This is a genomic window from Novosphingobium sp. (assembly GCF_040079535.1).
Taxonomy (GTDB): domain Bacteria; phylum Pseudomonadota; class Alphaproteobacteria; order Sphingomonadales; family Sphingomonadaceae; genus Novosphingobium.
This window is the reverse complement of the sequence record NZ_JBEBKB010000006.1, coordinates 34142-48851: the sequence shown is the minus strand read 5'-3', so window position 1 is coordinate 48851 and position 14710 is coordinate 34142. Positions and strand designations below refer to the sequence as shown.

General features: G+C 60.5%; 13 protein-coding genes. 6 read left to right on the top strand and 7 right to left on the bottom strand.

Features of this window, described 5'->3' with window-relative positions; translation table 11 throughout:
- Positions 1-12: 12 nt before the first annotated feature.
- From ABL914_RS03475 to ABL914_RS03460, 4 genes are read left to right on the top strand one after another with little or no spacing between them, the layout of a single operon-like run.
- Positions 13-1170 (top strand): sensor histidine kinase, encoded by a 1158-nt coding sequence (locus ABL914_RS03475; protein WP_391561765.1) that lies wholly within the window; start codon positions 13-15, stop codon positions 1168-1170.
- Between the two features lie 15 nt (positions 1171-1185).
- A complete protein-coding gene (locus ABL914_RS03470; RefSeq protein ID WP_391561764.1) occupies positions 1186-1980 on the top strand; it encodes a LytR/AlgR family response regulator transcription factor in 795 nt (264 codons plus the stop codon).
- Positions 1981-1989: 9 nt separating this feature from the next.
- Positions 1990-2850, top strand: a complete 861-nt coding sequence (nadC, locus tag ABL914_RS03465; protein WP_391561763.1) for a carboxylating nicotinate-nucleotide diphosphorylase — start codon at positions 1990-1992, stop codon at positions 2848-2850.
- Entirely contained in the window at positions 2847-3569 is a 723-nt protein-coding gene (locus ABL914_RS03460) for a ribonuclease T (RefSeq protein WP_391561762.1), read from the top strand. The genes nadC and ABL914_RS03460 overlap by 4 nt, the downstream gene beginning before the upstream one ends.
- A gap of 29 nt (positions 3570-3598) precedes the next feature.
- Here ABL914_RS03460 and ABL914_RS03455 read toward each other — a convergent pair whose 3' ends face one another.
- Positions 3599-4054: a nucleoside deaminase gene (locus tag ABL914_RS03455; protein ID WP_391561761.1), complete on the bottom strand. Its 456-nt coding sequence runs from the start codon at positions 4052-4054 to the stop codon at positions 3599-3601.
- A gap of 100 nt (positions 4055-4154) precedes the next feature.
- Between ABL914_RS03455 and rpmB the strand changes: the two genes are divergently transcribed.
- Positions 4155-4439, top strand: a complete 285-nt coding sequence (rpmB, locus tag ABL914_RS03450; protein ID WP_391561760.1) for a 50S ribosomal protein L28 — start codon at positions 4155-4157, stop codon at positions 4437-4439.
- A gap of 372 nt (positions 4440-4811) precedes the next feature.
- On the opposite strand, the gene ABL914_RS03445 is transcribed toward rpmB, so the two are convergent.
- The 4 genes from ABL914_RS03445 to ABL914_RS03430 form a co-directional block, all read right to left on the bottom strand.
- On the bottom strand, positions 4812-6302 hold the full coding sequence (locus ABL914_RS03445) for a 2OG-Fe(II) oxygenase family protein (RefSeq protein ID WP_391561759.1): 1491 nt from the start codon (positions 6300-6302) through the stop codon (positions 4812-4814).
- Positions 6299-7462, bottom strand: a complete 1164-nt coding sequence (locus tag ABL914_RS03440; RefSeq protein ID WP_391561758.1) for an aspartyl/asparaginyl beta-hydroxylase domain-containing protein — start codon at positions 7460-7462, stop codon at positions 6299-6301. The genes ABL914_RS03445 and ABL914_RS03440 overlap by 4 nt, the downstream gene beginning before the upstream one ends.
- Positions 7459-9501, bottom strand: a complete 2043-nt coding sequence (locus ABL914_RS03435; RefSeq protein WP_391561757.1) for a sulfotransferase — start codon at positions 9499-9501, stop codon at positions 7459-7461. The genes ABL914_RS03440 and ABL914_RS03435 overlap by 4 nt, the downstream gene beginning before the upstream one ends.
- A gap of 91 nt (positions 9502-9592) precedes the next feature.
- Positions 9593-12745, bottom strand: a complete 3153-nt coding sequence (locus ABL914_RS03430; RefSeq protein ID WP_391561756.1) for a TonB-dependent receptor domain-containing protein — start codon at positions 12743-12745, stop codon at positions 9593-9595.
- 256 nt (positions 12746-13001) lie between these two features.
- On the opposite strand from ABL914_RS03430, the gene ABL914_RS03425 reads away from it, so the two are divergent.
- Positions 13002-13550, top strand: a complete 549-nt coding sequence (locus ABL914_RS03425) for a hypothetical protein (protein WP_391561755.1) — start codon at positions 13002-13004, stop codon at positions 13548-13550.
- 4 nt (positions 13551-13554) lie between these two features.
- Here the strand turns inward: ABL914_RS03425 and ABL914_RS03420 are convergent, their stop codons facing one another.
- On the bottom strand, positions 13555-14439 hold the full coding sequence (locus ABL914_RS03420; RefSeq protein ID WP_391561754.1) for a M23 family metallopeptidase: 885 nt from the start codon (positions 14437-14439) through the stop codon (positions 13555-13557).
- A gap of 43 nt (positions 14440-14482) precedes the next feature.
- The gene (locus ABL914_RS03415) at positions 14483-14686 is read right to left on the bottom strand and encodes a DUF2093 domain-containing protein (RefSeq protein WP_391561753.1); all 204 of its coding nucleotides are present in this window, start codon (positions 14684-14686) and stop codon (positions 14483-14485) included.
- Positions 14687-14710: the final 24 nt, after the last annotated feature.

The following is a 14710-nucleotide window of genomic DNA, read 5'->3' as shown; positions in this document are numbered from 1 at the left end:
GATAGCGGCACCATGGCCGTCCTGCCCTTTCGCCCGATCCCGTTTTTCGCCAACAAGAGCCAGGCCTTCTGGCGCTTGCAGATGGCCGGTTGGGGCGGCGCGCTGTTGCTGCGGACGATGTCGGGCCTGGCCAATGCCAAGACGCTGTCGTTCCTGGTGTTGGTGCTGATTTCAACCATCACCGGCCTTTCGCTGACCTTGATCCTTTCAGTGGTCTATCGCGCACTGATCAATCGCCGCCCGCTGGTGACCTGGGGCGTGACCACTTTGGTGCTGGGCATCGCTGTGGCGCTTTATGCCTTTATCGATGCCTGGGTGAACGGGCTTTACAACGGCGATCAGACGATCGATGTCAGCCGCGTAATCGGCTTGATCTACCTGGATGCCACGCTGCTTCTGGCCTGGTCTGCATTGTATTACATGATCAACTTCTTCCTCCAGATCGAAGAGCAGAACGATCAGCTGATCCAGCTGGAAAACCAGGCAACGCAGGCCCAGCTGGCGATGCTGCGTTATCAGCTCAACCCGCACTTCCTGTTCAACACGCTGAATTCAATATCAACTCTGGTGCTGCTTAAGCAAACCGAGCCTGCCAATGCCATGCTCAGCCGGCTATCCAGCTTTCTGCGCTATACCCTAGTCAACGAGCCGACCGGCCGCGTTACCGTGGCGCAAGAGGTTGAGACGCTAAAACTGTACCTAGAAATTGAACGGATGCGCTTTGAAGAACGGCTGCGCACAGTATTTCGGATTGATCCAGAAACCGAAAAAGCACTGTTGCCTTCGCTGCTACTGCAACCGCTGGTCGAAAATGCGATCAAATATGCGGTAAGCCAGCAAGAAGCCGGGGCGGAAATTACCATCGCAACGCAGCTCGTCGGCCAGAACCTTCGCATCACCGTCTCCGACACCGGGCCGGGATTGCATTCGGGCAGCGCCTCCAACAGATTGAGCGGCGTGACTTTCGACGGCGGCGAACAGGTCTCAACCGGTGTGGGCCTGGCCAACATCCGGGACCGATTGGCCCAGGCTTACGGCGAAGATCACCGATTCGAAACGATGGAGCCGTCCGAAGGCGGCTTTACCGTGTTGATCGAGCTGCCGTTTGAACGCCGTGAAGCTGCACCCGCGGGCACCCAGCCCGAAAAACGCCCGGTATTGGCCGGCTGAACAGGATAACGCCCCATGACCATCCGCACGATCGTCGTCGATGACGAAAAGCTTGCGATTCAGGGGCTGATGCTGCGGCTCGAAAAATTTCCCGATGTTGAGGTAATCGAAACCTGCGCCAACGGGCGCGAAGCGATCCGCAGGATCAAGACCGAAAAGCCCGATCTGGTGTTTCTTGATATCCAGATGCCGGGGTTTGACGGGTTTTCAGTGGTCAAGGGCCTGATGGATGTTGAGCCGCCCTTGATCGTGTTCGTCACTGCATACCAGGAACATGCGGTTCGCGCGTTTGAGGCCAATGCGGTCAACTATCTGATGAAGCCGGTTGATGAGGACAAGCTGGCCGACACGATGGAACGCGTGCGTACCCGTATCGCTGAAAAAGGCGCTGCCGGAGAAGCTGAAAAACTTAAAGCGGTGCTGACCGAAGTTGCCCCCGATGCCATCGAGGCAATGCCGGACGAGACGGATCATGCGGGCCGGTATGAAAAGCTGATCAACATCAAGGATCGCGGTCAGATTTTCCGGGTTGATGTCGATTCGATCGAGCGGATCGAGGCAGCCGGTGATTACATGTGCATCTATACTGCCGACAACAGCCTGATCCTGCGCGAAACGATGAAGGATCTGGAACGGAGGCTTGATCCGCGGGTATTCCAGCGGGTCCACCGCAGCTGGATAGTCAATCTCAACAATGTTCGCCAGGTCAAGCCGCACACCAATGGGGAGTGCTTCCTGGTGCTGGAAAGCGGCGCCGACGTGAAAGTAAGCCGTTCCTACCGCGACGTTGTTGCGCGGTTTGTGCACTAGGGCGAACTGATGGGGGGGTTTTCCTTGGCAGGCTTCGATCTGTCCCAATTCGTTCGCGCCACGCTGGATGAGGACCTGGGTTTGGGCCTGCCCGGTGGGGGGCGCGATGTGACCAGCGAAAGCGTGATTCCCGCCGCTGCGCGCTTTTCTGGCGTGATGGATACGCGCGATGCCATCGTGGTGGCGGGGTTGCCGATTGCCGAGGCCTTTTTCCGCGCGCTCGATCCCGATATGGAAATCGAAATGCTGGTGGCCGAAGGAGAGAAGGTCCCCGCCAAAACCGACCTGATGCGCCTTTCGGGCAACGCCAGGGCGATGCTGACTGGCGAGCGCTCAGCGCTCAACACGGTCCAGCATTTATCAGGGATCGCCACCATGACCCGCCAGTATGTCGATGCGATGCAAGGCAACGCTACCTTGCTGGATACCCGCAAGACTATCCCCGGCCTGCGCCATCTGGAAAAGTACGCAACCCGGATGGGCGGGGCCCGGAACCACCGGATGGGGCTGTGGGATGCCGCGATGATCAAGGATAACCATGTGCTGGTGGCCGGCGGCGTCGCCGAAGCGGTGCGGCGCGCCATGGCCGCTGGCGTGCAGAATATTATCTGTGAGGTTGACCGGATCAGCCAGATCGAGCCTGCCCTGGCTGCCGGGGCCAGCCATATCCTGCTCGACAATATGCGCCTTGATGAGCTTCGCGAATCGGTCGCGCTGATCGCCGGGCGGGTGCCTGCAGAAGCATCGGGCGGGGTCAGGCTTGATACCATCGCCGCGATTGCGGCCACCGGGGTCACTTACGTTTCGGTTGGCCGCCTTACCCAAAGCGCCCCCGCCGCCGATGTTGGGCTTGATTTCACGCCGCTATGATCCCCCGCGCACCGGTCCTGATTGCACTGGCCCTGATTGCGCTGGTCCCGGCGGCCCCCGCGCTCGCTCAAGCCTATCAGTGCCGCGCCCCGGCCGCTATCGACGTGCCGCCGCCGCCGCGCCAGGATGGCCCCAGCACGCGGGTGCCAATCACTGGCTATACTCTGGCGATAAGCTGGTCGCCCGAATTTTGCCGCGGCGGCAAAGCAGCCAGAGATCCAGGCAATTTCCAGTGCAACGGCCAGATCGGCCGATTTGGCTTTGTCCTTCATGGGCTGTGGCCCGAAGGCGGCAATGGCAAATATCCCCAGTGGTGCGCGGTATCGCCCCGCCCGACGCTGCAGGATTATCAGGGCAATCTGTGCATGACCCCTGTGCCCTGGCTGCTTGAGCATGAATGGGCCAAGCATGGCAGTTGCATGGCCAAGACCCCGGAAGGTTATTTCAAGGTCTCGCGGATCCTGTGGCAAAGCTTGCGCCTGCCCGATGCCGATCGCCTGTCGCGCCAAAGCGGATTGACTGCGGGCCATCTGCGCCGTGAATTTGCGGCACGAAACCCCGGATTTCCAGTGGCAGCGGTTGGGCTGGTGGTTTCTGGCGGCGGCTGGCTGCGCGAAATTCTGCTGTGCTATGGCAAGGACTTCAAACCCAAGGCCTGTTCCAGGCGCAGATTTGGCCCCAAAAACGATCTGCCGCTAAAGATCTGGCGCGGGCTTTAGGGCCTGTTTCGGTAAGGCTGAAGCAAGCTCTAACGCCGTGCGGCGAAAAACGCCTTGAGCATTGCGCTGGCCTGATCCTCGCCCATACCCGAATAGACCTCAGGCCGGTGCAGGCTCTGTTCGTGCTCAAACACCCGCGCGCCGTGCTCTACCGCGCCGCCTTTGGCGTCTGCGGCGGCATAGTAAAGCTTCGCAATCCGGGCATGGGCGATCGCACCGGCGCACATCGCGCAAGGCTCCAGCGTCACCCACAGCTCGCAGCCATCAAGCCGTTCATTGCCCAGCACTGCTGCCGCTGCGCGAATCGCCAGCACTTCGGCATGGGCGGTGGGATCGTTGAGACCACGCGGCTGGTTGTGGGCGACAGAAATAACCCTGCCACCCTTGACGATCACCGCACCGATTGGCACTTCACCGGCAGATTCGCCCGCCTGCGCCGCATCAAGCGCCAGTTGCATCGGTTCGGGAAGCGGCCAACGGCTCATTTAAGCCGAATTGGCCGCAATACCTTGACCATACAAGGGTGAATCGCTATGCGCGCGCCTTCCCCATCTTGGGCAACGAATTTTTGAAGCGAGATTAGCGATGTCCCGTATTTGCGAACTGACCGGAAAAGGCCGCCAGGTTGGCCACAACGTCAGCCACGCCAACAATAAGACCAAGCGCGTTTTCCTGCCCAATCTGCAGAACGTCACGCTGATGTCTGAAGGGCTTGATCGCAGTTTCAAGTTCCGCGTTTCAACCCATGCCCTGCGCTCGGTTGAACACGTCGGTGGGCTCGACAACTGGCTGATGAAGACTTCGGATGAGAAGCTTTCGACCGGAGCCCAGAAGGTAAAGCGCGATCTGAAGAAGAAGGCTGCGGCCTGATCTTCAGCGCTTAACGCTGGAAAATCAAAAGGCGCCCGAAGCGATTCGGGCGCCTTTTGCTATGGGCGAAAGGTGGGTGGCCATTGGCCGGCGTTACTTCCGCCCAGAATCAGCGGAAACCCTAACCCTTCGAATCAATCCCGCGCTGCACTTGGGTGCGTTCGATCATCTGCTTGTTTTCCTGCTTTTGGCGCTCCCATTCGCTGCGGCGCATGCAAACCCGCTTGCGTCTGAGCCGCGAGCCAATCTGCTCGGACGATTCGCAAACCATCGGATCATGCGATTCGGTAGTTTCAGGAGGCTTTGCCGTAGCGGGTTGTGAGGCGCCTTGACCGGCTGAGGCCAGAATAAACAGCGTTGCAGCGATTAGGCTCATGTCATGTCTCCACCGAATGGCCGTGCAGTATCGAAGGCAATCGTCATCCGTTCGCCTTTGCTGAATGGCAGAGTAGCATGCCACATCGTCGATGGAAAGATTACCAGCTTTCCAGGGCTTGGCGCGAACTGCCTGAACGCAGCAAGATCAAGGCCCAGCTCTGGCGGGGGGGCACCCAGCACCAGCTGGCCCTCTTCGCCGGCCAATTCTGGCGGAGCGGCCAGATAGAACACTGCGCTGAACCAGCCGAGCGGATGATGGTGGCTGGTGTGAAAGCCCTGATCGACCAGCCGGACCGACCAGCTCCCCGAATAGCGCACCGGCCGATCCCGCCGCTCAGCCAATTGCGGATGACGCCTATCAATCGGTGGCAGCGCGGCAAGATGCGTTCGCATCGCCCGGCTGATTTCGCGCCGGGCGGCCGCAACCTCTGGCTCTATCCGGGAGAACAATGGCCCATCGGTCTGCGTGCCGCCGCGCACCGACTGATCAACGAAGCGTCCCGATCCGGCATGGACCCGGCGCAGGCAATCGGCCAGCGCGGCAAGATCGATCTTGCCGGCCAAATCAGCTGTGCCGATCAGGCCAGGCTGCGCTTCCAGCCAATCGGCTTGCGGATCGTCCATCATCCGCCAGGCCAGCGCCACGTATGGCCAGACCTGGGTGGCTTGCTCGTGCCGCAGCCAGGGCTCGGCCACAACCAGCGCAGTCGCTGGATCGCCGCGGCGCAAGTGGTGCCGCAGCAACCAGCAAGCATGCGCGCAATCGGCGGCCGGGCCTGCCTTGCCAAAGATCGCTGCCGCGTGAGCTGATTGGCCCAGCTCATCCAGCGCTGCGGCCTGATCGACCAGCAGAACGGGCAAATCCCCCAATCGGGCGATTGATGCCTCAGCCAGCGCCAAAGCGCGTTCGAAGTGGCCGGCTAGCAGCAGGATCTTGAGCGCCTGGATCCGGAATTCGAGGTGATCGGGGAAGCGATCAATCGCGGCCAGCAAGGTATCGAGCCCGCGCCCGGGTTGGCCAATCAACGTGGAAAGCTGGGCGAACTGCGCATGACCTGCGATCCAGCCGGGGTTCGCTGTTAGCGCACCTTCCAGCAGATCGAGCGCCATCTGGCCCTTCCCTGCCGCGAAATAGGCCGAAATCAGCCCCAATCGGCCAACCGAGCTGGCTGGATCGAGCTGAAGGGCCCGTTCAAACAGCGTGTCTGCCGGGAGCCCGGCTTCCAGCGAAACCTGCGCCAGGCTTTGCGCGATGGATGGATTTTGCGGATCAGCCGCGGCCGCCCGGCGCAACAGATCGGCCGCCTCGCCGTGCCGATCAAGCGCACGAAGCAGCAAGGCCCGCCATTGCAGCGCCCGTGGAACCGGGCCGTTTGTGATGATCCAGGCTGCCACAAGGCGTTCGGCCTCGGCCTCGGTCTGGCTCAGCAAGGCCTCATTGGAAAATTGATCGACGGATTCGATCGTCGCGCGCGGGCCGCTCACGGCCCTTCGTCCTGGCCGCCATCGGCGGCAACCACTGCGGCTACGGCTTGTTTTTCCGGTGGGCTAAGATCGGGATGCCAAAAATCGAAAATCATCACTACGCGCAATTGGTCGGCCGGGTTCATCGCTTCGTGCTCAACAGTATCATCAAACACAAGCCCCTCACCCTCTCGCCAATAGCGCGTTTCACCGCCAACACGGAACCAGCAGCCTTCGGGGACGATGAGCGGCAGATGACACAGCAGCCGGGTGTTGTTGACACCGACATGCGGCGGAATTGCAGTCTGCGGTGCCAGCAGTGAGAACATGGCGTTTGGCGACGCGCCGGGGATCTGCGGCTGATCGATTTTGCTTAGCAACGCCATGGTCTGGGGACAGAGCGCCGCGTTGGCCGAAACGATTTCACCCTTCCGAATCAGATGGACCGCAGTCCAATCGGGATTGCGGTTGAGCGGCCGCCACTGCTCCATCGCTTCGTGTTCGGAATATTCAATATAGGGCACCAGTTCGGCCCGGCTGGAGGCAATTGCCGCCTGCATTTCGGACCGGATCACTGCGGTGGCGGCTTCGATTTCGGCCAGCCAGGGAAACCGTTCGCGCGGGTGAAATTCGCGTTCAGTCAATCCGGGGTAGTGGTAATGGGTTGGTTCGCTGTGCCAGATTCGGGTCTTGCGCAGCACGTTGCTGCGGAAACGGGCGATCTTCCATGCCTGATCGTTGCCGGCCTGCTCCTCTGCGTCAGCGGTCGCATGGGCATAGGCAGCGTCTCGGGCGGCCAACCAGGCATCGCGCAATTGCGTGCCGCGACTGACAATTTCGGCCATGCCGTGCGGCAGATCCCCTTCTGGACGCTGGGCCAAAGCCTCGGCCCAGGCTTCCCCGGCCCACGCCGGCTCGAGCTTTTCCAGCAGGCCAGCACGCAGCGATAGCGCGATGAAATCAAAGGGCATCTGGGCCAGCGCACGGTGCACCGCATCCAGTGCCTTGCGCGGCTGGCGCAGCGCGCGTCTGAGACCAGCCAGCCTCAGCCAGACGTCCGGTCCAAGGTCTTCGGCAGAGAGCGCCTGGTCAAGCAGGCCAGCAGCCTCTGTCAGATTACCCCGCGCGACGGCCGCATCGGCGTTTGCCAAAAGGTCAGTCGGAGCCGCCGCTGCAGTCATGGTGCCTTGTCCATGCCTTCTGGCCAGCCTGGGATCCGGCCATCTTCGAGCGAGTAGCCGAATTTCTCGGCCCAAGGTGCCAGGATGGGCAAGATCGGCTCAAGATGTTGTCTGTAATTCTGCCAGCGGCCGCGTGAGCGCTGGTAAATCGGTTCGGTGACTTGGGCATAGCTTGCTGTGCGCACCACGCCGCGTGATCGGGCAGTGCTGGTGTGGTCTGTTGCACGCTCTGACCAATGCAAGTCCAGCCAATCGAACAGTGGGCGCAATTCACGGTCGGGATCATCAACCAAACGTTCGTATGCGATCGTGTACGTCTGTAATTTGAAGAGAGCGGCGGCCTTCTCCCAATTCTTGAAGGTGAGATCGTATAGCGCCGCCGCGTCGGCCAGTGTCAGAAAGTTGGCCATCGCAGCATTGGTTCGAAAATTTGTTATGTAACAGCTAAGCAGCACATCGCAGGGGTGGCGCATTGCAAGAATAAATCGCGCGTCTGGGAAGAGACGCTTGATCGCGGGTACGTTGTTTGTGTGCAAGGGCTGCTTGTCGATTACCAATGTGTCATCTGTGAGTGGGCCGTAGGCGGCAACACGTTGCCAATAGGCTTCTCGCGCTTTGGCAAGGTCAGATTCACTCATTGTATCCAGAGCATCAAGGCCGCCCGCTTCCTGTTCCATCAACGCGATGAAGGGCTGCTCTTCAAGCACCAGTACGTTGGGGGATCCCATAAGCATGGTATCAAGCAAGGTCGTGCCAGATCGTGGAAAGCTTCCAATGAATGCCGGTGCGGGCCGTGCCCCTGATGGCACTTCAGGCCAGTTCTCGAACCAGCCCGAACTTAGCCGATCAATTGAATGCTTCACCATCGCGACGTATTGGCGAGCCCGCTCTAGCGGTTGGTCCATTTGTCCGGCTGTTGCGACGTTCATCGCTTGGAAGGTTTCGAACGCTTCGTCGTAGCGTTCGAGGCGATCGAGAATAGCGCCGCGGATCGGGCGGCTGTGGCCGGCCAGAGGCAACTCACCAGCCCGTTCTATCGCTGCGAAGGCCTCCTCGAAACGACGCTCGCGCCGTAGCCGCATGGCATCAATATAATCGAGCACTTGCGGATCGGTGCCACTGTCTTTGGCTTGCTCGTACAATTCCTCGAAGCGGTGTTCCTGATTGGCGCGTTCGAAGTTGGAAGCAAGGCCGATGAAGACCTGGGCGAAGTCTGGACGAAGGCGAAGCGCGGTACGGTAAGCCGCTTCCGATTCTTCGTAGAAGGTGTGTTTCGCGGCTTCGCGGCCATGTTCGGCGTGGATTTCGGCATCGTCAGGCGCGAGGCGGACAGCCTCTCGAATAGCTTCAAGTGCGGCTTCATCGCGACCAATCTTGGAGAACTGATCGAACAGGGTTCGCAACGGAACCGGGTCAGACGGATCGAGCCGGGCGGCCTCGCGCAGTAATGCCTCGCCACTCCCAGGATCACCGCCGTGAAAATAGGCATTGGCAAGGTTGATCCGGATTGCCTGCGCCGAGGGCTGAAGCTGTGCCGCCTTGACCAATGCTTCGATGGCCCTTGGGTAGTCACACAGCGCGCGAAGGCTGTTGCCGAGATTGTTCCAGCTAGACCAGTCGCTCGGCTTGAGTTCTACAATTTGTGAATAGAATTCAACGGCACGCTCGTGATCACCGTTCTCCTGCGCTAAGTAGGCAGCCAGCTGCAGCAGCCGCGAGCTTTTGTCAGCGGCTATTGCCTTTGCATCGCATAGCGCAAGCGCCGCCTCAATCGCACCACACTGAAATTTGGCTTCGGCCAGATTGGCTCGAATTGTAGAGTCATCCGGATTGGCCGCCAATGCCGGCTCAAGTAAATCGATCGCACGCTGGAACTGGCCGCGGCGTAGCTCAATGGCACCCCCCAATGCGAGGATACGATCGTCATCAGGATAGTCGACCAGCGCTTTGGTCGACGCGATCGCCGCCTCATCAAAACGTTGGCTGCGTGCAGCAACCAGAATGCGGTTGAAGGTTTCTGGCGGCGCAACTTGGGACATGGTTCAATCAAGCACCAGCTAGGAGTTAAAACAAGCACGGCGGCCACCCGGTTAGGGGGGCCGCCGCCTGTTTAGTCGACTTGAGCCGGACTTAGAAGTCCAGGGTCACGCCGGTGTAGATGTACCGGCCGAGCGCATCGTAGGTGCCCGGATAGGTGTTGCCGTTGCTACCACCGGCACTGGCGCCGAAGGCACCGCTACCCGAAGTCACCAAAGGTGGTTCCTTGTCGAGCAGGTTGTTTACGCCCAAGCGCCAGCTGAAATTACGACCCACGTTCGCGGTCATCGACAGATCAAAATAGCTCTGCGACTGGATCGTCGAACTGAAGTTGTAATAGTTGCCGGAAAGGCTCGAGCTCGGGTTCTTGTAGTCCACGTCGACCGGGCCGAAGTAGCGCCATTGACCCGACAGACTGATGCCCATCTTGGTGTTGAGCGTCATCCGCAGCTTGTGGCGCCATTTCGGAGCCGGGCCGCCGCAGGTGGTGCCATAGTAACCGGCGCAGTTGTAAAGCTCGGTCAGACCGTTATCGGTTTCGAACTTCTCAAGACGGGTGCCCACGAAGTTGAGGTTGAGCGTGCCCATGCCGCCGATTTCAGTGGTGTAGCTGCCATTGAATTCGAGACCACGGGTGCGCATGCCGCCGACGTTCTGCGGAAGATCGGTGACGTAGCCGTCCGAGGTCAGCCACAGCGAACCGGCTGCGTTACGGTTGATCAATGCGCAAGCCGGGTTGGCCAGAGCATTGGCAAGCGAAGTCGAAGCACCGCAAGCGTTGAGGATTGCGTCAGCGCCATAGCCCTGGATCGCGTTCTTGATCTCAATGTCATACCAATCGATCGACAGCGACAGACCCGGGATCACCCGTGGCTGGATCACCACACCAATGGTCTTGGTGGTAGCAATTTCCGGCTGCAGGTTTGGGTTACCGCCAAGCAAGCCGTTGTACTGCGCGGCTGGGTTGCCGGTGACATTCTGACCAACGACCAGGCCCTGAGCAAGGCACCCATACTGGGTCGCCACGATCGCAGCGCCAGTGCACGGATCGGTTGAGCCGTCGAGACCCACGAACTGCGTTGCGAACAGTTCCTGGATGTTCGGGGCGCGAACAGCGCGGTTATAGGCAGCGCGGAAGCGGATATCGCGAACCGGCGCAAAGTCCAGACCGAGCTTGTAGGTATCGGTGTTGAAGGTGTTACCACCCGAGATCGAGTAGTGCGAATAACGATAGCCGCCGTTGAAGCTGAGATTGTAGATCCCGTTTTCCTGAACGATCGGCACTTCGATTTCGCTGATGAACTCGGTCACCGAATAGCTGCCGTTGATTGGCAGGGTCGGAGCGCCCTGGCCGGTGAGATCACCGGTGGCAAAAGCGTTATCGACCTTCAGTTCAAGCCCTTCACGGCGATATTCACCGCCAATGGCGATGCTGACGCCGTCTTGAGCCATCGGCGACTTGATGCCGTAGGAACCAAGATCACCGTTGAACATTGCGCTGACGATCTGCTCGCTGACGATCCCCTTCTGCAGGCCGGTGGCCGACAGATAGTTGAGCGCGGCTTGCGAGATCGGAGCACCCGATAACACATCAAAGGGAACGCAGTTTGGATCCTGGCCGGTCAGCGCAACGCGGCAGATCGCCTGAACGCCGGCAACGCGCGGATCATCAACTACGTCAAGCGCGTTGGTGAGGCGGGAGGTCGAGAACTCGTTGCTGTAGACTTGCGAGTAGTTCATCCGTCCATACTGGTACGAAGCGTCGTACGACCAGCTTGCGCCAAGATCGCCCTTCATGCCCAGCACCGCACGGAATGCAGTGTGCTGCAGATCGTTGATGCGCGGTCCACCTTCAACGTTGCGGCGCAGCAGCTGGAAGAAACCCTTGTTATAGGTGTGCCCATCGAACGGATCGATGAAATTGATCGCCGGGCCGCCCGGGCTGAAGCTCGCCGCCGATGCCGTCGGGAAAGTTCCGACAAAGCCGTTAATCAGATTTGGAGCGGCGCAGATTACGGAAGCTTGCTGTGCAGACAACAGCGGGTTATCGCAGTTGACCGTCAGCGTGTTGCCAAAGTCACCCGAGGGGGCAATCTGGGCCAGCGTGCGATCGTCCATGAACATGAATTCCATGTACGGATGCAGCGCCGGGCTGATTTCGTAATCTACGAAAGCACCCGCAGTGTAGCGTTCATCCGGACGCTGGAAGTAGTTCAGCGGCGCGAAGTTGTAGCGGTTGGAAGTGAACGGGGCGATCGTGCCTGCGCCAAGCGCAGCCACGGTCGAGGTGTAAAACGTGCCGGGCGTGGTGGTGGTGGTGTACGACGCGAACACGACAGCGTTGTTAGACGTGGCCGAACCACCGCACTGCAGCGGCGCCGCTGGGTTGAGGCGGCGAGGATTTAGCGGGTCGCCACGGACGCCCAAAGAGGCGCCTGAGTTCTGGATGGTGCAAGCGCTGTAATCGCGGCGAGACTGCAGCACCGGTTCGGCCTTGCGGTAGCCGAAATAAGCCGAAGCGTGGCCACGACCTTCATCAAACTTGGTGCCGAACGAGATGGTGCCATCAAACTGACCACCATCAACAACGCTGCCCTTGGGATAACCGTAACCAGGGAAACGCGCAGCGCGTGCATCGAGCAACGGGCGAATGGTCAAGTTGCGGTTGTTGTGCTGATACATGCCGTAGTTGGCATCGATCCGCAGACCGGTGAACTCGGTGTCCATCACGAAGTTGACGACGCCGGCGATAGCATCGGCGCCATAGGTTGCCGAAGCACCGCCGGTCAGCACGTCAACACGCTTGACCATCGAGGCCGGCACGAAGTTAAGATCGGCGGCCGAGCTTGATACGTCGCCCGGCATCAGGCGGCGGCCGTTGATCAGCACCAGGGTGCGCTGCGAGCCAACGCCGCGAAGATCGACCGTGGCAGTGCCGGTGGCACCGTTCGACAGGGTCGACGACTGGGCAGCGAACACCTGCGGGAGCGAGTTCAGCAGATCTTCCGTGCGCTGGTTGCCCGACTGCTTGATGGCCGCATTGTCAATCGAGGTGACCGGCGAAACCGCAGTCAGGTTGACGTTCTGGATGCGCGTACCGGTTACGACGAGCACGGGTTCATCGGCAGCAGCTTCGGTCTGATCGTCAGCGGCGGCGGAATCCTGCGCATAGGCGGGGGAGGCTAGCAGCGCGATGCCAACCGCGAGCGGGGCAGCGCTGATCCGGAGAGTCGAGAATTTTTTCACGATATGTCAGTCCCTTATCGTAGAAGCCTGGCGGCCTCTCGTGGAATATCAAGGGGCCGTGCGCAAGAAAACCACGCAAAACCATCCAAGAATGTCGCTCTGTTGTCTGCTGGGCAGCCCGGTGTAAAGTTAATCTGGCCGTAATCCGTGGGATTCCGCGCCAGGTGTAGCCTTTTTGCAACTATCGGATCGGCCTGCCCTTGTGCCGGGCGACAAGGGCTGTAATCCTTGGCCACCAACCTAAGGAAACGCCCACATGGAACCCTTGAAAGCAGGCTATCGCGGATGGGCCGCTGCCGTAATCGGCCTTTGCGCAGTGGCGGCGCAGCCGGCTTTGGGCGAGGACAAGCGGCCGCCTGCCCCGCCCAAGGTGCTGACTGACTTGCTGGCCTGCCGCCAGATTGCCGATCCGCCGGCCCGGCTGGCTTGCTTCGATGCGCAATCGACTGCACTGGCGGGCGCGGCCGAGCGTAGCGATATCGTGGTGGCAGAGCGCAAGGAAGTGGAACGGGCCCAGCGCGGCCTGTTTGGCCTGGCAGTGCCTTCTTCCCAAATTCTGGGCACCGGCCCGGGCCAGGAGGAGGTCAAGCGGCTGGAAACCAAGGTCGCTTCGGCCCGGCGCAATCGCGATGGCGGCTGGATCATTGCGATGGCTGAGGGCGGAGTATGGGAACAGACCGATTTCAAACCACTCGCACTCTCGCCCAAGCCGGGCCAGAAGGTCGTGCTGACCAAAGGCTCGCTCGGCAGCTTTTTCGTGAGTGTTGATGGCCAGGCCGCGATGAAGATGCGGCGCATTCAATAGCGCCTTACCGGCCCGGCAAGGCCCCGACAAACAGCAGCGGATCAAGCCGGGCATCGCGCCATTTGACCGACCAGTGCAAGTGCGGTCCCGTGGCCCGGCCGGTCGCCCCGATCCGTCCGATGAACTGGCCCTGGCAGACCATGTCACCTACTTTTACGGCATGGGCAGAGCAGTGCAGAAAGGCGCTGTTCAGCCCCATCCCGTGATCGATCATCAGCAGCCGCCCTTCGAGCGAGAATGAGCTTGCAGCGGCAAGTGTCACGATTCCATCAGCCGGAGCCACAAACGGCGTTCCGCTGGCCCCGGTGGCGATATCCATCCCCGAATGATAGCTGCCCGGGGTGCCATTGTAGATCCGCTGCGATCCGAATCGGCCCGAAATTCGGCCATAGACCGGCCAGATGAATTTCTGACGCCAGCCTTCGCTGTTGTGATCGATCCGCCGGGCTGCGTTGATCTGGGTGGTTTCGCCTTCGCGGCGGCGCGCATATTCCGCGCTGAGAGGGCTACCTGGCCGCGGACCGATTGGGATCCGTTCGATCTTCCAGGCGCGCGGCGCGATGTTAAGAACACCGCGGGTAGCAGTGCCATCGGCAAGTTCGGCCAACAGCTCGGCCCGGCCCGGCGCATCGCGATCAAATGCGATAAAGAAGCTGCGGTCAGGCGCAATCAGCACCGGGCGGCGCCCAAAGCTGAGCGCGCGGGTGGAGGCGGGCGCCTTGCCCCGCGCCCAGCCGCCCTGGGTAAGCTGGCCGCTCAAGGCAAAATCAGTGGCCGCATCATATCCGGCCGCCTCAGCGGCAAGCCCGCGGATCTGCCACAGCCCAAGGCCCAGGCCCAGGCCGCCACCAGCCAACAGCAATCGCCGGTCGATCATTGTTTCAAGCATGGCATTGCTTCAAGCATGGCATCGCTTCAAACCTGGCACTGGTTCAGGCCTGGCCCAGACTTCGCGCGGTAGCCTCACGCGGCCCAGCGTAGGCTTCCTGACGGTCAACACTCCAATACCGCAAGGCCTCAAGCGCAACCGTTTCCCCGCTGACCGCGCAGACCACATGGTTGCCCGGGCTAAGCACGCGAAAACCATTGTGCTGGTAAAACAGCATAGCGGGGCGATCGGCAGAATTCATCAACATCGCCCCCGCTTAGCGCCGCAATGC